Source organism: Pseudomonas sp. DD1, assembly GCF_044510355.1.
GTDB lineage: Bacteria > Pseudomonadota > Gammaproteobacteria > Pseudomonadales > Pseudomonadaceae > Aquipseudomonas > Aquipseudomonas shahriarae.
On sequence record NZ_MSAJ01000005.1, the window covers coordinates 55,287 to 74,798 of the forward strand.

The 19,512-nt window shown below is 61.3% G+C and carries 17 protein-coding genes; 6 read left to right on the top strand and 11 right to left on the bottom strand.

What is annotated here, in order from left to right; genetic code table 11:
* The first annotated feature begins 32 nt into the window (after positions 1 to 32).
* Together PSFL_RS04320 and PSFL_RS04325 are read left to right on the top strand one after the other, a co-directional pair.
* Entirely contained in the window at positions 33 to 1,535 is a 1,503-nt protein-coding gene (locus tag PSFL_RS04320; protein WP_057440121.1) for an ATPase domain-containing protein, read from the top strand.
* Positions 1,532 to 3,202 (top strand): response regulator, encoded by a 1,671-nt coding sequence (locus PSFL_RS04325; protein WP_170045617.1) that lies wholly within the window; start codon positions 1,532 to 1,534, stop codon positions 3,200 to 3,202. The genes PSFL_RS04320 and PSFL_RS04325 overlap by 4 nt, the downstream gene beginning before the upstream one ends.
* Before the next feature lie 130 nt (positions 3,203 to 3,332).
* Here the strand turns inward: PSFL_RS04325 and PSFL_RS04330 are convergent, their stop codons facing one another.
* The 5 genes from PSFL_RS04330 to PSFL_RS04350 form a co-directional block, all read right to left on the bottom strand.
* Positions 3,333 to 3,710: a response regulator gene (locus PSFL_RS04330; RefSeq protein ID WP_057440084.1), complete on the bottom strand. Its 378-nt coding sequence runs from the start codon at positions 3,708 to 3,710 to the stop codon at positions 3,333 to 3,335.
* Positions 3,711 to 3,788: 78 nt separating this feature from the next.
* Entirely contained in the window at positions 3,789 to 4,982 is a 1,194-nt protein-coding gene (locus PSFL_RS04335) for a hybrid sensor histidine kinase/response regulator (RefSeq protein WP_057440083.1), read from the bottom strand.
* On the bottom strand, positions 4,976 to 5,581 hold the full coding sequence (locus PSFL_RS04340; protein ID WP_057440082.1) for a chemotaxis protein CheB: 606 nt from the start codon (positions 5,579 to 5,581) through the stop codon (positions 4,976 to 4,978). The genes PSFL_RS04335 and PSFL_RS04340 overlap by 7 nt, the downstream gene beginning before the upstream one ends.
* Entirely contained in the window at positions 5,578 to 6,393 is an 816-nt protein-coding gene (locus PSFL_RS04345; protein WP_057440081.1) for a protein-glutamate O-methyltransferase CheR, read from the bottom strand. The genes PSFL_RS04340 and PSFL_RS04345 overlap by 4 nt, the downstream gene beginning before the upstream one ends.
* 15 nt (positions 6,394 to 6,408) lie before the next feature.
* Positions 6,409 to 9,909 carry a response regulator gene (locus tag PSFL_RS04350; protein WP_198848726.1) on the bottom strand — a complete coding sequence of 1,167 codons (3,501 nt, stop codon included), beginning with the start codon at positions 9,907 to 9,909 and terminating at the stop codon, positions 6,409 to 6,411.
* A gap of 223 nt (positions 9,910 to 10,132) precedes the next feature.
* On the opposite strand from PSFL_RS04350, the gene PSFL_RS04355 reads away from it, so the two are divergent.
* Positions 10,133 to 10,495, top strand: coding sequence for a response regulator (locus tag PSFL_RS04355; RefSeq protein WP_057440079.1), 363 nt, complete (start codon positions 10,133 to 10,135; stop codon positions 10,493 to 10,495).
* Between the two features lie 123 nt (positions 10,496 to 10,618).
* Here the strand turns inward: PSFL_RS04355 and PSFL_RS04360 are convergent, their stop codons facing one another.
* The 3 genes from PSFL_RS04360 to PSFL_RS04370 all read right to left on the bottom strand — a co-directional run bounded on the left by PSFL_RS04360 (position 10,619) and on the right by PSFL_RS04370 (position 13,593).
* Positions 10,619 to 11,290 carry a DUF3313 domain-containing protein gene (locus tag PSFL_RS04360; protein ID WP_115128137.1) on the bottom strand — a complete coding sequence of 224 codons (672 nt, stop codon included), beginning with the start codon at positions 11,288 to 11,290 and terminating at the stop codon, positions 10,619 to 10,621.
* A 141-nt stretch (positions 11,291 to 11,431) separates the two neighbouring features.
* Positions 11,432 to 11,926, bottom strand: a complete 495-nt coding sequence (locus tag PSFL_RS04365; protein ID WP_057440077.1) for a DUF934 domain-containing protein — start codon at positions 11,924 to 11,926, stop codon at positions 11,432 to 11,434.
* Positions 11,923 to 13,593, bottom strand: a complete 1,671-nt coding sequence (locus PSFL_RS04370; RefSeq protein ID WP_057440076.1) for a nitrite/sulfite reductase — start codon at positions 13,591 to 13,593, stop codon at positions 11,923 to 11,925. The genes PSFL_RS04365 and PSFL_RS04370 overlap by 4 nt, the downstream gene beginning before the upstream one ends.
* Positions 13,594 to 13,832: 239 nt before the next feature.
* On the opposite strand from PSFL_RS04370, the gene ccoN reads away from it, so the two are divergent.
* Positions 13,833 to 15,260, top strand: coding sequence for a cytochrome-c oxidase, cbb3-type subunit I (ccoN, locus tag PSFL_RS04375; protein WP_057959768.1), 1,428 nt, complete (start codon positions 13,833 to 13,835; stop codon positions 15,258 to 15,260).
* Positions 15,260 to 15,481: a cbb3-type cytochrome c oxidase subunit 3 gene (locus tag PSFL_RS04380; protein ID WP_115128136.1), complete on the top strand. Its 222-nt coding sequence runs from the start codon at positions 15,260 to 15,262 to the stop codon at positions 15,479 to 15,481. The genes ccoN and PSFL_RS04380 overlap by 1 nt, the downstream gene beginning before the upstream one ends.
* 1,002 nt (positions 15,482 to 16,483) lie before the next feature.
* Here the strand turns inward: PSFL_RS04380 and PSFL_RS04385 are convergent.
* Positions 16,484 to 16,978: a hypothetical protein gene (locus tag PSFL_RS04385; RefSeq protein WP_397469749.1), complete on the bottom strand. Its 495-nt coding sequence runs from the start codon at positions 16,976 to 16,978 to the stop codon at positions 16,484 to 16,486.
* 119 nt (positions 16,979 to 17,097) lie between these two features.
* On the opposite strand from PSFL_RS04385, the gene PSFL_RS04390 reads away from it, so the two are divergent.
* Positions 17,098 to 17,799: an aspartate/glutamate racemase family protein gene (locus tag PSFL_RS04390; protein WP_057440073.1), complete on the top strand. Its 702-nt coding sequence runs from the start codon at positions 17,098 to 17,100 to the stop codon at positions 17,797 to 17,799.
* Here PSFL_RS04390 and PSFL_RS04395 read toward each other — a convergent pair.
* Positions 17,787 to 18,299, bottom strand: a complete 513-nt coding sequence (locus tag PSFL_RS04395; RefSeq protein WP_057440072.1) for a GNAT family N-acetyltransferase — start codon at positions 18,297 to 18,299, stop codon at positions 17,787 to 17,789. The genes PSFL_RS04390 and PSFL_RS04395 overlap by 13 nt on opposite strands.
* Before the next feature lie 60 nt (positions 18,300 to 18,359).
* Positions 18,360 to 19,508: a glycerate kinase gene (locus PSFL_RS04400; protein WP_397469750.1), complete on the bottom strand. Its 1,149-nt coding sequence runs from the start codon at positions 19,506 to 19,508 to the stop codon at positions 18,360 to 18,362.
* Positions 19,509 to 19,512 lie beyond the last annotated feature (4 nt).

Genomic DNA, 19,512 nt, shown 5'->3' on the forward strand with positions numbered 1-19,512 from the left:
CGCTCAACTTATACGTGACCCGAGGGCACTTCTTGTCTACATCCAAAGAGCTGTTCACAGCAAAGGCGGCCACCGGCATCGAAGGTCTTGATGACATTCTTTCCGGGGGGCTATCGCGTAGCCATCTGTTCCTGCTCGAAGGTGAGCCCGGCACCGGCAAGACCACCGTGGCCCTGCATTTTCTCCAGGCCGGGGCCAAGGCCGGGGAACGATCGCTGTATATCACCCTGTCGGAAACCGAGCGCGAGCTGCGCCAGGGTGCCCAGTCCCACGGTTGGGAGCTGGATGAACATATCCATATCTTTGAACTGACCCCACCCGAAAGCCTGCTCAATGCCGAGCATCAGCAAAGCCTGCTGTACTCCTCCGACCTGGAGCTGGGCGAGGCCACCCGGCAGATTTTCGAGGTGGTGGAACGGGTCAAGCCGACCCGCGTGGTGATCGACAGCCTCTCGGAAATCCGCCTGCTGGCGCAAAGCTCGTTGCGCTATCGCCGGCAGATCCTGGCGATCAAGCACTACTTCGTGCGCTACGACGCCACCGTGCTGCTGCTGGATGACCTGACCACCGAATCCCTGGATAAAACCGTGCACAGCGTGGCCCACGGGGTGGTCCGCCTGGAAGAACTGACCCCCAACTACGGCGCGGAACGACGCCGGGTCCGGGTGGTTAAGTACCGGGGCCAGAAGTATCGCGGCGGCTTCCACGATTTCACCATTATGCAAGACGGCGTGCATGTGTTCCCGCGTCTGGTGGCCGCCGAGCACCGCAGTGGCTACAACCGCCAGACCCTGACCAGCGGCATTCGCGAGCTGGATGCGCTGCTGGGCGGCGGTATCGAGACCGGCTCCAGCACCCTGATCCTCGGCCCTGCCGGTACCGGCAAGTCGCTGATCTCGATGATCTTCGCCGCTGCCGCGGTGGCCCGTGGCGAAAAAGCCGCTCTGTTTATTTTCGATGAAGAACTGGGCCTGTTGTTCGACCGCATGAACAACATAGGCATCGACCTGGCTGCCCTACAAGCCACCGGCAATCTGCTGATCGAGCAGGTAGACGCCGCCGAGCTGTCGCCCGGAGAATTTTCCCACCGGGTACGGCGCTGCGTGGATGAGCGCCAGATCAAGACCGTGGTTATCGACAGCATCAACGGTTATCAGGCGGCCATGCCCGAGGAAAACGCCTTGGTGCTGCACATGCACGAGCTGTTGCTGTACCTCAACCGCCGGGGCGCAGCGACCTTCATGACCGTGGCCCAGCACGGGTTGGTCGGCGACATGCAAGCGCCGGTGGATATCACCTATCTGGCCGACACCGTGATCCTGCTGCGCTACTTCGAGGCCCTGGGCAAAGTGCGACGGGCCATTTCCATCATCAAGAAACGCACCGGCAGCCATGAATCGACCATTCGCGAATACCGCATCGGCAGCCAGGGCATGACTATCGGCGAGCCCATTGAAGCCTTCCAGGGCGTGCTGCGCGGCGTCCCCACCTACATGGGTGCCGGCAACCCGCTGCTCAAGGATGAGCGCTTGTGAGCAGCCTGCCGGCCATTTCCGAGCGCGCGATCATTCTCGCGCCCTTGGGACGGGACAGCACGCTGGCGCTGATGATGCTCAACGAAGCAGGTTTCAGCGGCATTGCAGCCCCCAACCTGTTATCGCTCTGCGATGAACTGGAACAAGGCGCGGGCCTGCTGATCATCGCCGCCGAAGCGTTGCACGGAGTCGGGCTGGAGCCGCTGCTGGAGTATCTGCAACAGCAGCCAGCCTGGTCGGACCTGCCCATCGTACTGCTGACCCACCATGGTGGCACCGAACAGAACGCCTCATCGCACTTGAGTGCCAGGCTGGGCAACATCACCTTGCTGGAGCGGCCGTTTCACCCGGTGACCCTGATCAGTCTGGTGACCACCGCCCTGCGCGGGCGGCGACGACAGTACGAAGCCCGCGACCGCCTGATCGACCTGAGCCAGAGCGAACTGCGCCTGCAAAGCACCCTGGAAACCCTTGAACAACAAGTCGAAGAACGCACTGCGCAATTGCGCAGCAACGAAGAAGCCTTGCGCCAGTCACAAAAAATGGAAGCCGTCGGTCAATTGACCGGCGGCATCGCCCACGACTTCAATAACATGCTCACCGGGATTATCGGCAGCCTGGAGCTGCTGCGCCGGCGCCTGGCCCGGGGCCGCCTGGATGACCTCGACAGCCTGATCGACCTGGGTGTGACCTCGGCCAACCGCGCCGCCGGCCTGACCCACCGCCTGCTGGCGTTTTCCCGCCGCCAGTCGCTGGATTCCAAGCCGGTGGAGATCAACCAACTGGTGACCTCCATGGGCGAACTGCTGCAACGCAGCCTCAATGAAAGCATCGTGCTCGACATGCAGTTGAGCGGGCAGCTGTGGACCGCCGAAGCCGACCCCAATCAACTGGAAAGCGCCCTGCTCAATCTGGCCCTGAATGCCCGGGACGCGATGCCTGATGGTGGTCGGCTGGTGGTGGAAACCCGTAATCGCCACCTCGACAACGTGTTTACCGCCGCCTACGGCACTTTAACCCCCGGCGACTACGTGGAGCTGAGTGTCAGTGACACCGGCTGCGGCATGCCGGAAAACGTCATCAACCGAGCCTTCGACCCCTTCTTCACCACCAAGCCCATCGGCCAGGGCACCGGCCTGGGTTTGTCGATGATCTACGGCTTCGCCCGCCAGTCCCATGGCCATGTGATCCTCCACAGCGAGGTCGGCAAAGGCACCACGGTGAGCCTGTTCCTGCCGCGCTTTGTCGGTGAAGTCACCGCCGATGTCCCCCTCGACTCGACCCTGCCGCCATTCGCCAACGCCGGTGAAACCGTGCTGATCGTCGAGGATGACCCGGCGGTACGGGTGCTGGTGAGCCAGGTGCTGAGTGAGCTGGGCTATGCCTTTGTCGAAGCCGCGGATGCTGACAGTGCGCTACCGATTATCGAATCCAGCCAGCGCATTGATCTATTGATCAGTGATGTAGGGTTGCCGGGGATGAACGGTCGCCAGTTGGCAGAGATCTGCAGGCAGATTCGCCCGGACTTGAAGGTGTTGTTCATTACCGGGTATGCCGAGCATGCGGCGGTGCGCGGGGGGTTCCTGGATCCGGGCATGCAGTTGATCACCAAGCCCTTTACCTTCGACCTGCTGACGGCGAAGGTGCGGGAGATGATTGCGACGTGACACGGATGAGCACAGCGGGAGCCAGGCTCCCGCATCGCACAGCGATCAGGCAGCAGGTGCGCGTAGCACGCGGGCCTTGGTGAAGACGGCTGCATGCTGATTATCGGCAAGCCAGTGCTGGTTTTTTACTTCACGCCAACAACCGTTGGATATGCTCCTGCAACGTATCAAGATCAAACGGCTTGGCCAGGATCGGTGCATTGCGCGTAATCGGGCTATTGCAGTCGAGGATCTCCTGCGGATAACCACTGATAAAGATCACCTTCAGCTCCGGCCGCAGCTTGATCGCGGGCTCGGCAATCTGCACCCCGGAAATTCCGCCAGGCAGGCGATAGTCAGTCACCATCAAGTCCAGGTGGGGCTTGGAAGCGAGGATTTCAAAGGCCTGCTCGCCGTTGATGGCCTTCAGTACCCGGTACCCCAGGCCCGAAAGGTACTCGCCCAATACGAACATGATCGACTCGTCGTCCTCGACGATCAGTACAACATCTTGCGCATCTTCACTCATGGGAAGCCTTTGTCCGGTCAATTGCTGCTGATACGACCCTTGGGTCACGCAGAGGTTGCGTCTGGCTGACGATTGATTTCACGCCGCGCCCGCTAAAGGCAGGCACACACGGAACAATGCGCCCTCGCCTATCCGGCTCTCGACTTCAATCGTGCCGCCGTGGGCCGCAACGATCTGCTCAGAGATAAACAGCCCCAGGCCCAGCCCTGCCACCGCATGGTTGGCGGACACCCGCTCGAACTGCTGGAAAATCCGCTTCTGATTGTCTTCGCTGATGCCGATGCCGTGATCCCGTACTTCCACCCTGGCCTCGTCATGTTCGGCGTACACCCGCACCGTCACCGGGCTCTTGGCGCCGTAGCGCAGGGCATTGGTCAGCAAGTTGGAGACCACCTGCTCAATACGAAACTCATCCCACTTGCCCTCCACCGGCTGCGGCGCATCCAGTTGCACCGACGACTCGGCCGCTGCCACTTGTGGGGCAAAGTTCTCCAGCAGGTTGCGCACCAACTGCGCCAGGTCGAAATGCCCCGGGCGGATCGACAATTTGCCGGTGCGGATCCGCGAGACGTCGAGCATGTCTTCGATCAAGCGGATCAGGCTCTGGATCTGCCGCTCATCGCGGTCGACCATGGCGTGCATCTTGTCCAGGGTAAAGGCGGCCGCGTTATCCCGAGCCAGGTGCATCTTGCGCAGCTGGGTTTCCAGGATCAGGCCGTTGAGGGGCGTGCGCACCTCGTGGGCGACGATCGACATGAAGTCATCGCGCATGCGCACCGCCTGCTCCAGTTCCGCCTGGGTCGCCTGCAGGCGGTTGAGCAACAGTTCCTGCTCGCGGCGACTGTGCTCCAGGGCTTCGACCTGCAGCTTCATGGCCTTGCTCTGGCGATACAGGTCGACGAACACATTGACCTTGCTCTTGACCGCATGGATGTCCAGCGGCTTGTGCAGGAAGTCCACCGCACCGCTCTCATAGCCTTTGAAGGCGTAGTTGAGCTCACGACCGGCGGCGCTGACAAACACGATGGGAATGTTCTTGGTCTTTTCGGTGCCGCGCATCATTTCGGCCAGTTCGAAGCCATTCATGCCGGGCATCTGCACGTCGAGAATGGCCATGGCGAACTCGTGCTCCAACAGCAGCGACAAAGCTTCGTCGGCACTCAATGCCTTGTAGACATGACGGTCCTCGCGCTTGATCAGCGCTTCAAGGGCCAGCAGGTTTTCCGGCAGATCGTCGACGATCAGCAGTTTGGCCTGGATAGTACTTAGCATGAGGAGGGTTCCAGGGAAGCCAGCAAATCGCCAATGCGGCTCAAGGTGAGAATATGGTCAGGGGTATGCAGCGCCAGGGCCGCCATGGGCATTACGGCCACCCGGGCCTCCGCAGGGTCCTGGATGACGGTGGTACCGCCGAGCTGCTTGACCTGGGCCAGGCCGCGCGCGCCATCCTGGTTGGCGCCGGTCAGCAGGATCGCCAGCAGGTTCGGGCCATAGACGTCGGCGGCCGACTCGAACAGATAATCAATGGCCGGGCGGGAGTGATGCACGCGCTCTTCCTGGCTCAAGGACAGGCTGTGGTCATGCTCCACCGACAGGTGGTAGCCAGGGGTGGCAAAATACAGGGTGCCGGGCTGGATCGTTTCCTTGTCCCGGGCTTCTACTACCGGTATTGCCAGACGCCGATCAAAGACTTCTGCCAACTGGCTGCGACGCTCATCCGGCAAGTGCAGCACGGCGATGATCGGTAGGTTGAACCCGGGCGCCAAGGCCCCGAAAACACTCAGCAACGCCTCGACCCCGCCGGCGGAAGCGCCAACGACAATGGCTTGGACACCCGACACCAAGGCCGGGCTGGCAGCTGCTTCATTCATGATTTGCGGTAGATCCGTTCTTGCTTGACCAGGGGTTCGAACTGTTTGCTGTAGGCGGAGAAGTCCAGGGTTTCCTTACTGCCCAGCACCAGGAAGCCACGATGACACAGTGACTCATGAAACAATCCAAAGGCCCTATCCTGCAACTTTTTATTGAAATAAATCAGTACGTTACGACATGAAATTAATTGCGTTTCTGAGAATACGCTATCCGTCGCCAGGCTGTGGTCGGCGAACGTTACGTTCTCGCGCAGAGTCTTGTCGAAGATTGCGTAATCGTAGGCCGCCGTATAGTAATCGGCAAACGACCGCTGCCCGCCCGCCTGCTGGTAGTTGTGGGTATAGGCTCGCACACTCTCCAGGGAGAAGATCCCCTGCTTGGCCTTTTCCAGGGAGCTGGGGTTGATATCAGTGGCATAGATGATCGTGCGTTCGAGCAGCCCCTCCTCACGCAGCAGGATAGCCATGGAGTACACCTCCTCCCCCGTGCTGCAACCGGCGATCCAGATCTTGATCGACGGATAGGTCTTGAGCAGTGGCACCACTTCCTGGCGAATTGCCAGGAAGTGCGACGGATCACGAAACATCTCGCTGACCGGAATGGTCAGGAACTGCAGCAACTGCATAAAGGCCGTGGGATCGTGCAACACCCGCTCCTGCAAGGCCGAAATGGTCTTGCAGTCGAACTGGCGCAAGGCATGGGCCACACGGCGCTTGACCGAAGCCCCTGAGTAGTCGCGAAAGTCATAGCTGTACTTGAGGTAAATCGCCTCGATCAGCAAGCGCAGTTCAATATCAGTACTTCGATCCACTTAGTGTATTTCCACTTAAATGCGTTCCATCTTGGGCAACCACACCCGGATCAGCGAGAACAGGCGGTCCAGGTCAATGGGCTTGGCCAGGTAATCGTTGGAGCCCGCCGCGAGGCAGCGTTCCTGGTCGTCTTTCATCGCCTTGGCCGTCACCGCGATGATCGGCAGCTTGCGCCAGCGTGGATCCTGGCGGATCAGGGCGGTGGCTTCGTAGCCGTCCATCTCCGGCATCATCACGTCCATCAACACCAGGTCGATGTCCTCGACCTCATTGAGTCTCTCGATGGCCTCACGGCCGTTACGGCCAATGACCACAATCGCGCCCTTGTGCTCCAGGGCGCTGGTGAGGGCGAAGATGTTGCGTACATCGTCGTCCACCAGCAGCACCTTGCGCCCCTCGAAGACCTTGTCGCGACTGCGGGCGGTCTTGAGCATCTTCTGCCGCTCCTGGGACAGCTGGGATTCGACTTTGTGCAAAAAGAGTGTCACTTCATCCAGCAACCGTTCAGGTGAACGTGCGCCCTTGATGATGATCGAGCGCGAATACTTGCGCAGCTCAGCCTCTTCGTCCCGGGTCAGGTTGCGCCCGGTGTAGACGATCACCGGCGGGAACGAACAGATATCCTCGGTGGCCATGCGCTTGAGCAACTCGTTACCGAGCATGTCCGGCAGCTTGAGGTCGATGATCATGCAGTCGTAGACCGTGCTGCGCAGCAGGTCCAATGCTTCCTGGGCGAAGCCGACGGCGGTGATTTCAATGTCTTCATCGCCGATCAGGCGGGCGATGCTCTCGCGCTGCAAGTCGTCGTCTTCCACCAGCAGGATGCGTTTGACCTTCTGCGTCAGCTTGGCCTCCAGGCGTGCAAACACGTCCTTGAGCTCTTCGCGGGTGGTGGGCTTGACGGCATAGCCGATGGCGCCCATATGCATGGCGGCCTCCACGCGATCCTCCACGGAAATCACATGCACCGGGATGTGGCGGGTCTCGGCGTGCTCCTTGAGGCGTTGCAGCACGGTGAGCCCGGAGTGGTCCGGCAGGCGCATGTCCAGCAGGATCGCGTCGGGCAGGTACTGCTCGGCGAGGTTGTAGCCCTCGTCCGCACCATGGGCCACCAGGCAGTGGTAGCCCAGTTCATGGGCCAGGTCGAAGAGGATCCGCGCAAAGTTCGGCTCATCTTCCACCACCAGGATGCAACGGGTGGCGAACGGTGCCAGCTCGCGGTCGTCGGCAAAACGCGGTATCAATGCTTCGTCAGCCATCGGCAGCGGCGAAATCTTCACTGGCGCCACGGGTGCGGGAGCAACCGTCACGGCCCGCGGCTGCTCGATAGCCGGCGCGTCTTCGTCGCGCTCCACATACTGCTCCGGCAGCACCAGGGTGAAGATACTGCCCTGGCCCGGCTCACTGGTGACATTGATATAGCCGCCAAGCAAGGTGGCCAGGTCACGGGAAATCGACAGCCCCAGGCCCGTACCGCCATAACGACGGTTGGTGGTGCCATCAGCCTGGCGGAACGCCTCGAAGATGCTTTCCTGCTGGTCCAGGGCGATGCCGATCCCGGAGTCGCGCACGGTAAAGGCGATACCCTCCCCCGGCTGACGGGAAATGGTCAGGCTGACCTGGCCCTTCTCGGTGAACTTGACCGCATTGGACAGCAGGTTCTTGAGGATCTGTTCCAGACGCTGGCGGTCAGTGAACAGCATCAGTGGCGCGCCGGCCTGGACCTCCACCTGGAAACCCAGCTTGCGGTCGCTGGCCAACGGCTCGAACATCCCGCGCAAGCCCTCGGCCAGGCGCGCCACGCTGGTGTTCTCGGGGCGCATATCGAGCTTGCCGGCCTCGACCTTGGCGATATCCAGGATGTCGTTGATCAGGTTGAGCAGGTCGTTACCCGCCGAGTAGATCGACTCGGCAAACTTGACCTGTTCGGCACTGAGGTTTTCCTCGGAGTTCTCCGCCAGCAACTTGGCCAGGATCAGCGAGCTGTTGAGCGGCGTACGCAGCTCATGGGACATATTGGCCAGGAATTCGGACTTGTACTTGCTCGAGCGCTGCAACTCATCGGCGCGCTCCTCCAGCTCGACCTGCACGCGATTGAGCTCGACGTTCTTGCGGTCCATGGCGTCGCGCTGGTCGGCGAGGATCTGGGCCTGATCGGCCAACTGTTCGTTGGTCTGTTCCAGCTCGGCCTGCTGGGTTTCCAGGTGGGTCTGGGACTCCTTGAGGATGCGCGACTGCTCTTCCAGCTCCTCGTTGGCGGTCTTGAGCTCTTCCTGCTGCACTTGCAGCTCTTCATTGAGCTGCTGGGTCTCGGCCAGCACTTCCTGGAGGCGCTGGCGATAGCGCGCCGCCTCGATGGACGTGCCGATATTGCCGGCGATCAGTTCCAGCAACTCCACATCGCGCTCGTCCAGTGCGCGCAGAAAGCCCAGCTCGATCACCCCGTTGACCCGATCATCATCGCTGGTCGGCACCACCAGTACGCTGCGCGGTGCGCCATCGCCCAGGCCGGAGCTGACCTTGAAGTAGTCCACCGGCACATCATCCAGGCGAATCAAGCGATGCTGCTGGGCAGCCTGGCCGACGATGCCCTCGTCGCGGTAGATCGCCTGCTCCTGCTGCTCCTGTTCACGGGAGAAGCCATACGTCGCCACGCGCTTGAGGCCACCGTGCTCCTCACGCACATACAGCGCGGCCACCACCGAGCCCATGTATTGGGCACAGAACTGCAGGATATTGCGCCCCAGCAGGTTCAGGGTCAGTTGGCCAAGCACCTGTTCGGCCAGCTCGGTCTGGCCATTGCGCAGCCAGGCCTGCTGTTCCAGGCGCTTGGCAATCTTCATCTGCGAGGCCAGGTTGGCACTGTAACTGTCTGAAAGAGCTAATAGATTCTTCCTTCCGACATAGGCCAGGAAGCCGCTCAAGCCCAACACGAACAGCAAGTAAATCGCCACACTGAATACCGTGGTGCGGGTCACGTCCTCATTACGCTCGAGCCGGAACTGCTGCTCCATGGCAATCGCTGCGTCGTATTCCTTGCGGATCTCGTCGGTCAGACGCTTACCCCGCCCGGCCTTCACCGCGCCACGGTAGTCGCCGTTTTGCCGTTGCATGTCGATCATCGTCTGGGCGTAGTTGTTCCACTCCAGCTGCAATGACTCCAGGCGCTTGAGACGATCCACTTGCTGGGGGTTATCCGCAACCAACGACTGCAAATTGCGCAGATCGGAAATGATCCGCGGCTTGGCCACCTCGTAGGGGTCGAGGAAATGCTCGTCGCCGGTAATCAGGAACCCGCGCATGCCGGTTTCCTGATCCACCGTCAGTTTTGCGGTCTCATTAAGGTTATTGATCACCCGGTCCGTGTGCTCCACCCACTGGATCACCGACAACAGATAGGTGATCAGGCACACGAAAAACACCGCGCTGAGCACGCCCACACCCAACGGCAAAGCCACGTTGCGGCTCAGGAGTTTGCGGAAGCTGTTTTCATCGACTGACGAAGCGGGAGTCATGGGCGTGCCTTGGCCAAGTGCGGAAAAACCGGAAGTTTGCCCCAAAATCGACCACAAGGGCTATGTTTCTGCCGTATTTCAACGACACAGCCAGGACATCAAGCCTGATTATCGGCACAATGCCCGCCCTGTTTCGGGAACTTGCCGGGATCGACGCAACTCACTAGAGGATGGTCTTTCAACTGCTCAAGACCTGTACCTCCACTATCTGGGAACCCTCACTATGTCCGCAGCCTCCACCATCCTTGTCGTCGAAGACGACGCCATCGTGCGCATGTTGATCGTCGATGTCCTCGAAGAATTGGAGTTCAAGGTGCTTGAGGCTGCAGACGCCGAAGCGGCGCTGGCGTTCTTGGAAGACAGCGCCCATGTGATCGACCTGATGATGACCGACTGGGGCCTGCCGGGCATGAATGGCAAGGAACTGGCGGTAAAAACCCGCACATTGCGCCCAGCCCTGCCCATCCTGCTTGCCAGTGGCTATGCCGAAAACATCGAGTTGCCTGGCGGTGTGCAGATGATTGCCAAGCCGTTCTCCATTGAGCAACTGCGCGACAAAGTCAAAGGCATGCTGGTGGGCGGCTGATCGCACCCAGGTGTCCGTAGGCAGCCTTGTTGTGGCGAGGGGGCTTGCTCCCGCTGGGGCGCGAAGCGACCCTGAAACGAGACTGGGGCCAGCCCGCTCACCACAAGCCACTGTTCGCGCTCGCTATTTGGCCTTGAACTTCGAGTAGGACTGGTGCAAATCAGCCGCCCAGCCGTCTATCACCCCCTTCACGTCAGCCGCTTTCATGACCTGGCTATCGTTGTCCAGCGGCTTGCCAGTGCCTTTGCGCACAACCTGGGCAAGCACCCGCCCACTGTCACCATCGAGAAACTGCGCCTCGGTGCCCAAGGTGGTTTCCTGGTCGCGAATCCCTGTGCCGGTACTCACCGCTGCTGCCACCAGGGCCACCGGAATGAATTCATAGGGCTTGAGGCCTTCAGTCTTGCGACTGACCGCCGTGATCGCCGCCCGTACCACGATCACCCCGGGGCCCGGAGCGCTGGCCAGTGGCAATGACTTGACCAGCTCACGCTTTAGCGCCTGGTTGTAGTACTCGTTGATGCTGCGCAAGGTGTCTTCGGGGATTTGCGCCGTGGCTTGGGGCTTGGGGAAAAACTGGGTCGGTTCGATATACACCGAGGTGTAGCGCTTCAGATTCAGCTTGGGATCGACCCAGCGCATCACCTCTACGCCCGATGGCGACTTGGCTTCCTTCAACTGGCTGTAGTCCGAAAGAAACCCCGAATACTCGTCCGGCTGTGGGACTTTACTCGCGCAACCGGCCACCCCGAGTGAGGCAATACACAACGCACTGATCATCAGCCCTAGCTTCATGGCGCAACTCCTTGGCGTTTATCGCCGAAACGTGAAGTTACAGGTATAGCCAATTCCTCAGAAATAACCTGCCTCCAGCCCCCCAGTGCGGGTTATTTCGCAGCTTCGATTTGCCCCGCAGTTGGGCGCTCCTGCTTAACGTCAGCGCCGCCGAAACAGCGGCCGCGGCTCAATCACCGAGCGGCCATAGCTCACACTCATGCCCGCCAGGCCCTTGAGCGCGTCAGCGGCCGACTTGTCCTCGCGCACGGCGAACCCATCGAAGCCACACTGGCGCATATGGCTGAGCTGGTCGCGCAGCACATCCCCCACCGCCCGCAACTCACCCTGCCAGCCCAGGCGGGTGCGCAGCAGGTAGGCCTGGCTGTAGGCTCGGCCATCGCGAAAGCTGGGGAAGTCCAGGGCAATCAGCGGCAGCACATCCAGCCACGGCTGCAGGTGTTCCACTTCATCATCCGGGCCGAGCCACACCGCGTCCTGTGGCGGGTCTGGCGCAATGCGCCGGCTCAGCCACAGGGCCAGCGGCAGAATCAGTGCACCCTCGGGCAGCGGCACTTGTGCATCGCGCACCAGGGTCCAGGGGTCATCGTGCTTGATGCGCGCCACGCCCTGTTCCAGGCTCAACAGATTGTTCATGCCGGTTGCACCACGCTGCCATACACCCGCTCCTTGAACGGCTCCAGGCCGATGCGTTGCACGGTGTCGATAAAGGGCTCGTCACTCTCCCGGTAGCGGACGTAGGTGGCGATCAGGCGGGAGATCACATCCGGGATTTGTGCCGCACTGAACGATGGGCCAATCACCTTGCCCAGCGCGCTGGCCTTGCCCTGGGCACCGCCCAGGGTGATCTGGTACCACTCGCTGCCATTTTTATCGACCCCCAGGATGCCGATATTGCCGATATGGTGATGCCCACAGGCATTGATGCAGCCGGAGATATTCAGGCTGATATCGCCCAGGTCATGCAGGTAGTCGAGGTTGTCGAAGCGCTGCTGGATCGCCTGGGCGATAGGGATCGACTTGGCGTTGGCCAGGGCACAGAAATCGCCGCCCGGGCAGGCGATGATATCGGTCAGCAAGCCGACATTGGCGCTGCCCAGGCCCTGCTCGCAGGCCAGGGTCCACAAGGCATGCAACTGCGCCTTGGGCACATCCGGCAGCACGATGTTCTGTTCATGGGCGATGCGGATTTCACCGAAGCCGAACTGTTCGGCCCACTGCGCCACGGCGTCCATCTGCGCGGCACTCACGTCGCCCGGCGGCGCGGCGATCCCCGGCTTGGTGGACAGCACCACACTGCTATAGCCGGGTACTTTGTGGGGCTGCACATTGCGTGTCACCCAGCGCGCGAACGCCGGGCTGTCGGCCATGTGCGTGCCAAAGTCCAGGTCGGTATCGGGCAGGGCCTGATAGTCCGGTGGTACAAAGGCCGAGGCCACGCGCTGGTACTCATCCTCGGTTAATTGCGCCGGGCCATCGCGCAGGTGCTGCCACTCCTCCTCCACTTCCCGGGAAAACGCCTCGATACCCAGGGCCTTGACCAGGATCTTGATCCGCGCCTTGTATTTGTTATCCCGCCGGCCATGGCGGTTGTACACGCGCAGGACCGCTTCGACATACGACAGCAGATGCTGCCAGGGCAAGCCATCGCGAATCTGCAAGCCGAGGATCGGCGTGCGCCCGAGGCCACCGCCCACCAGCACGCGCAACAGCATCTGGCCGTCGGCGTCCTGATATAGATAAAGGCCGATGTCATGCATCATGATCGCCGCCCGGTCCTGGCGCGCCGAGCAGATGGCGATCTTGAACTTGCGCGGCAAAAACAGGAATTCGGGGTTGATGGTCGACCATTGCCGCAGGATCTCTGCGAGCGGGCGAGGGTCCAGCAGTTCGTCGGCGGCCACCCCGGCAAAGGCTTCGGTGGTGATGTTGCGCACGCAGTTGCCCGAGGTCTGAATCGCATGCATGTCGACTTCGGCCAGGCGCTGGAGGATGTCGGGGACCTGCTGCAACTCGATCCAGTTGAACTGCATGTTCTGGCGCGTGGTGAAGTGGCCGTAGCCGCGGTCGTAATCCCGGGCAATGCTCGCCAGGGTGCGCAACTGCTGCGCACCGAGGGTGCCGTAGGGAATCGCCACCCGCAGCATATAGGCATGCTTTTGCAGGTACAGGCCGTTTTGCAGGCGCAGCGGCAGGAATTCCTCTTCGCTCAAGTCGCCAGCGACAAACCGTTCGACCTGATCACGAAACTGCGCCACACGCTCGAAGACCAGAGCCCGGTCGTACTCATCGTACCGATACATCTCGCTACCTCATCATGGCTGACCGCGCTCGACGGCAGCGGTTTCTATGGGGGCGACTATGCACCTACAGCTCAAGACGTCACAGATTCAGCTAAAAACTAAAAAACCATATCAGCCACGGAATACCCCATGTTTTAAGGGATATATTCTGATCCGTATTAATGTAGTTTTTCTGAGCCTGTTTTGTTTTTCATGGATTTCCTACAGTGCCCGGGACTTGAAACCGTGGAAGACTGACCATGAGCACAGCATCAACCGGGCAGGCCTATAACTATAAGGTTGTCCGTCAATTCGTCATCGCCACCGTGGTTTGGGGCGTTATCGGCATGGCCATGGGCGTGTGGATCGCCTCGCAACTGGTATGGCCGGATATGAACCTGGACCTGCCCTGGACCACGTTCGGCCGGTTAAGGCCGCTGCACACCAGCCTGGTGATTTTCGGCTTTGCCGGCAGCGCGCAATTTGCCGCCAGCTACTACGCGGTCCAACGTACCTGCCAGGTGCGCCTGTACAGCGACTGGCTCGCCGCCTTTACGTTCTGGGGTTGGCAATCGGTGATCGTGATCATGCTGATCACCCTGCCCCTGGGCTACACCACCACCAAGGAATACGCCGAGATCGAATTCTCCGGCGCGGTGTGGATGACTGTGGTGTGGGTGGCCTACGCCATCGTGTTCTTCACCACCGTGGTACAACGCAAGACCCAGCACATCTACGTCGGCAACTGGTTTTTCGGCGCGTTTATCGTGGTGATCGCTATGCTGCACGTGGTCAACCACCTTTCCATCCCGGTGGACTGGTTCAAGTCCTACCCGGTGTATTCCGGCGCCACCGACGCCATGGTGCAGTGGTGGTACGGGCATAACGCGGTAGGGTTCTTCCTGACCACCGGGTTCCTGGGGATGATGTATTACTTCGTGCCCAAGCAAGTCGGGCGGCCGGTGTATTCCTATCGCCTGTCCATCGTGCACTTCTGGGCGCTGATCACCCTGTACATTTGGGCCGGCCCCCACCACCTGCACTACACCGCGCTGCCAGACTGGGCGCAGTCGTTAGGCATGGCCATGTCACTGATCCTGCTGGCGCCCAGCTGGGGCGGGATGATCAACGGCATGATGACCCTGTCGGGTGCCTGGCATAAATTGCGCACCGACCCGATCCTGCGGTTTCTGGTGTTGTCGTTGGCGTTCTACGGCATGTCGACCTTTGAGGGGCCGATGATGGCGATCAAGACGGTCAACGCACTGTCCCACTACACCGACTGGACCATCGGCCACGTCCACGCGGGTGCCCTGGGCTGGGTGGCGATGATCACCTTTGGCTCGCTGTACCACATGATCCCGAAAATCTTCGGCCGCGAGCAGATGTACAGCGTGCCGCTGATCAACCTGCATTTCTGGCTGGCAACCATCGGCACCGTGCTGTACATCGCCTCGATGTGGGTCAATGGCATCACCCAGGGCCTGATGTGGCGGGCGGTCAACGACGACGGCACCCTCACCTACTCGTTCGTCGAGGCCTTGCAGGCCAGCCACCCGGGGTTTGTGGTGCGGTTTGCCGGTGGGGTGTTCTTCCTGGGCGGCATGCTGCTGATGGCCTACAACACCTGGCGTACCGTACGGGTGGCTGACTTGAAGGTGGCGCACAGTGATGCGCAGATCGCCTGATGTGGGAGGTCATTTTCAACCTGGCGGCGGTGATCTGCCTGTATGGCGCCGTGGAGTACTGCCTGCGCGGGCAATCGGGAACCGAGCTGGATGAGGCGAGCCTGATACCGTTTGCCGACGACCCGGAAGTGGCGCGGCGGGTGGAGCTGGCGACGGGCAAGCAGGTCAAGGCGGTGGCGCCTGAAGAGGCCAAGCCGGGCTGGGGTAATGTAGAGCTCTAAAGCTCGGTGTTGGGCTTTTTGTGGGAGCGGGCTTGTGTGGGAGCGGGCTTGCCCGCGATGGCCATAGGTGTCTACACAGCTCGCTCTTTTTTGGTTATTGGGAATGAGTACATATCCGTTGCTGCGGTCACGGCGGCTATTGGTTCCGCTCTTACAGCGGGTCACTTTTGGAAAAGAGCCCCAAAAGTAACCAAAAGGGCTCTTGCCCCACCACTCGGTGCCTCGCCTAGGCTCGGCATGCCCGCAGTCAGGCATTGCTCCGTGGGCCCGCCGCGATCGGCCATCCATGGCCGTGTCGCGGCTACCCCGGCATCCATGCCGGGGTGCCCACTGCGCAATACCTGCCTGCGGCCATCGTGGTTTAACGGGGCACCTAAGATCAAGATCAAAAGCCAGATCAAAAGCAGAGCAACAGCAGAGCAACAGCAACAGCAATGCCAAAGCCGGGGCGCGAAGCTCCATTCCCCTGTGGGAGCTGTCTCGCCCTGCGAGGCTGCGATAGCGGTGTGTCAGACAACATAAAGGCTAGCAGTGCCGGCGCCATCGCAGCGATGCGGCGATCCGACAAGCCAGCTCCCACAGGTATATGCGCACGCTTCGACGATCAGGTCGGCTGTCAGGCCGCCTCGCTTTGCTTGTGATTTTGATCTTAGACGCCCCGTTAAACCACGCTGGCCGTCATCCGATATTGATTTGGGGGGTAACCCGGCAGGACGCCGGGTTACCCCCCAAATCAATGTCGGATGACGGGCACACCGAGCCTGGGCGAGGTGCCGAGTGGTGGGGCAAGAGCCCTTTTGGTTACTTTTGGGGCTCTTTTCCAAAAGTGACCCGCTGTAAGAGCGGAACCAATAGCCGCCGTGACCGCAGCAACGGATATGTACACAAACCCAGAAAAGAGTGGTTTAAATACTCATGCCGCGATGGCGGTATATCAGGTTAGGAATACTTGCCTGACACCCCGCTACCGCGGGCAAGCCCGCTCCCACATTTGCCCGGGGATCAGCCCCGTTCGCGCGGAATCAGGCTCTGCAACTGCAAGGCCAGAAAATTGGCATCAAAGGTGAACGTGTCCGGGTCTTTCAGGCCATTGGTTTTCTTCCACAGCCAATCATCATTCCCCGGCAACAACACCAGCGAAATACTGCCGTAGCGAGCAGCAGTCAGCCCCATGACCGACAACGAAATCAACCCACCCCCCCCCATCACATCCGGCACAAACTCCACCGGTTTGCCTGCAATATGAATGGTCAGTTTCTCGGTCTTGAAGGTCGACGTCTCCACCGGCACGCTTGGGCCAGACGCCACATAAGCCTCACGCTGCACCTCCAGCAAACCATCACGCTTGACCGGCGCCAACCACTGCTCGATCTCGCCGTACAGCTCAGTGATTTTCTGGGTCCAGCGGGCTGACTGCACCTCGAACTGCTGGCGCTTGTGCGCTTCGCTGTCGGCGTAGTGACGAAGCATCTCGCCCAATTGCTGTACATCGTCCATTGCGGTGTTCCTCGGGGACTGCAAACAACGATCATGGCAGATGCAGCAGCGCCGCGTATGACTAACGCTCACTGGTTGGGTAAGGTGTGGCTTTCGCCTATTCGCTTGAGGAGCTTTGCATGCGCACCATCGGCCTAATCGGCGGCATGAGCTGGGAGTCCAGCGCCGAGTATTACCGGATCATCAACCAGCAGGTACGCGACCGGTTGGGGCCGCTGCGCTCGGCACAAATCCTGCTGTACAGCGTCGACTTCGGCCCGGTGGAACAGGCCCAGCACGCCGGGCGCTGGGATGACGCGGCGCTGATCCTGCAAGACGCCGCGCGCCGCCTGCAAGCCGGTGGCGCCGACTGCATCGTGCTGTGTACCAACACCATGCATCTGCTGGCGCCGCAGATCGAAGCCGCCGTATCGCTGCCGTTTCTGCATATTGCCGATGCGGCCGGCGCAGCGGCGGTCAAGGCCGATACCCTGACCGTCGGCCTGCTGGGTACCGCGTTTACCATGGAACAGGATTTTCTCAAGGCACGCCTGGCAACCCAGGGCTTGAACGTGCTGGTGCCCGACGCAGCAGAACGCCACGCCGTGCACCGGATCATTTATGAAGAGTTGTGCGTCGGGGTGATCAGCGAAGCCTCACGCCAGGTTTACCAGCAGGCCATTGCCAACCTTGCAGCCCGTGGTGCCCAGGCGATTATCCTGGGGTGTACCGAAATTGGCCTGCTGATCAAACCCGAGCACAGCCACCTGCCGTTGCTCGACACCACCGAGCTGCATGCACAGGCTGCGGTGGCGTTTGCCCTGGGCGATCAGGCGGTCTGACGCAGGCGGGCCATGCTCAGGGCGTCGACAAATACGCCGTCACGCACGGCGTAATCGCGCAGCCGGCCTTCAGTCTCGAAACCGAATTTGCGGTACAACGCCTGGGCCGGCTCGTTGTCGACATACACCGTCAGTTCCACCCGGTGCAGGTTCATCCAGTTGTCGGCCACCTCCAGCGCCGCGCCCAGCAGTTGGCTGCCCACGCCCTTGCCCTGCCAGGCCACGGCCACCCCCATGCCGATGCCACCGACATGGCTTTGCCGACTGCGCGCATATTGCTCCAGGGTGCAGTTACCAATGACCTCGCCCGCCTGCACCGCCACCAGCCTGAGCAGTCGCTCATTGGTATCGGCCAGGCGCTTGCGCCACACCTCCAGCGACTGGAATGGCATCTGCAGCACCTGACGGCACACGGCCGGGTCGTTGTAGAGCGCACGCATGCCTTCGAGATGGCTTTCGGCAAAGCGCTGGATCACGATCGTGGAATCAGGTGTAGGCATTGTGTTTCATCCTTTGAAAGACAAGTGGCCGAGCAGTGTAGGCGGCGACAGCAAGCGCTGTCATCCGCGGCTACGTTGCGCGCCCAAGCGCCACACCCGCGCAATATCCGCCGCCCGCTCACGCAGCAACCGCGGTGCTTCGCTACAGGCCTGCTCCAGGCTCATCGGCCCGCCAGGCAAAGCAAACGCGGCGTCGACGCCATGGGCGTACATCTGCTCGTAGCCCTCGCCCAGCGTGCCGGCGATCACGATCACCGGAACACCGTGCAGCTTGGCCACCCGCGCCACGCCAAACGGGGTTTTGCCGCGCAGGGTCTGGGCGTCGAAGCGGCCTTCGCCGGTGATCACCAGGTCGGCGCCGCGCACGGCGTGTTTCAGGCCCACCAGTTCGGCGACCACCTCCACACCCGGGCGAAACTGCGCGCCGAGGAAGGCCTTGGCGGCAAAGCCCAGACCACCGGCCGCGCCGCTGCCCGGCTCGTCGCGCACGTCTCGGGGCAGCACCTCGGCGCAGTGGTCGGCAAAGTGTCCGAGGGCCTGGTCCAATTGCTCGACTTGGTGTGGGTTGGCGCCTTTTTGCGGGCCGAAAATCGCTGAGGCGCCGTGGGGGCCGCACAGGGGGTTGTTGACGTCGGCGGCGATGTCGAAACGCACCTGGGCCAGGCGCGGGTCCAACTGCTCAAGCTTGATCCGCGCCAGCTGCGCCAGGGCCAGGCCGCCGCGCGCAAGGGGTGTGCCTTGGGCGTCGAGCAGTTGCACGCCCAGGGCCTGCATGGCTCCGGCGCCGCCGTCATTGGTGGCGCTGCCGCCGATCGCCAGGATGATCCGCTGGGCCCCGGCGTCCAGGGCGGCGCGGACCAGCTCACCCGTACCGAAGGTGCTGCTGGAGCAGGCATCACGCTGCCCCGGCGGGACCCGTTGCAGGCCGCTGGCTTCGGCCATTTCGATGATTGCCGTGGCACTTTCAGCCAACCAGCCCCAGTGCGCCTCAACGGTGCCGCCCAACGGGCCTTGCACGATACAACTGCGCAATTGCCCGTGGCAGGCCGCGAGCACCGACTCCACCGTGCCTTCACCACCGTCCGCCATCGGGCACTGGATCAGTTCGGCATCCGGCCAGACTTGAGCCAACCCTTGGGCAATGGCCTTGGCCACGCCTTCGGCACTCAGGCTGTCCTTGAACGAGTCGGGGGCGATGATGACTTTCATGGGC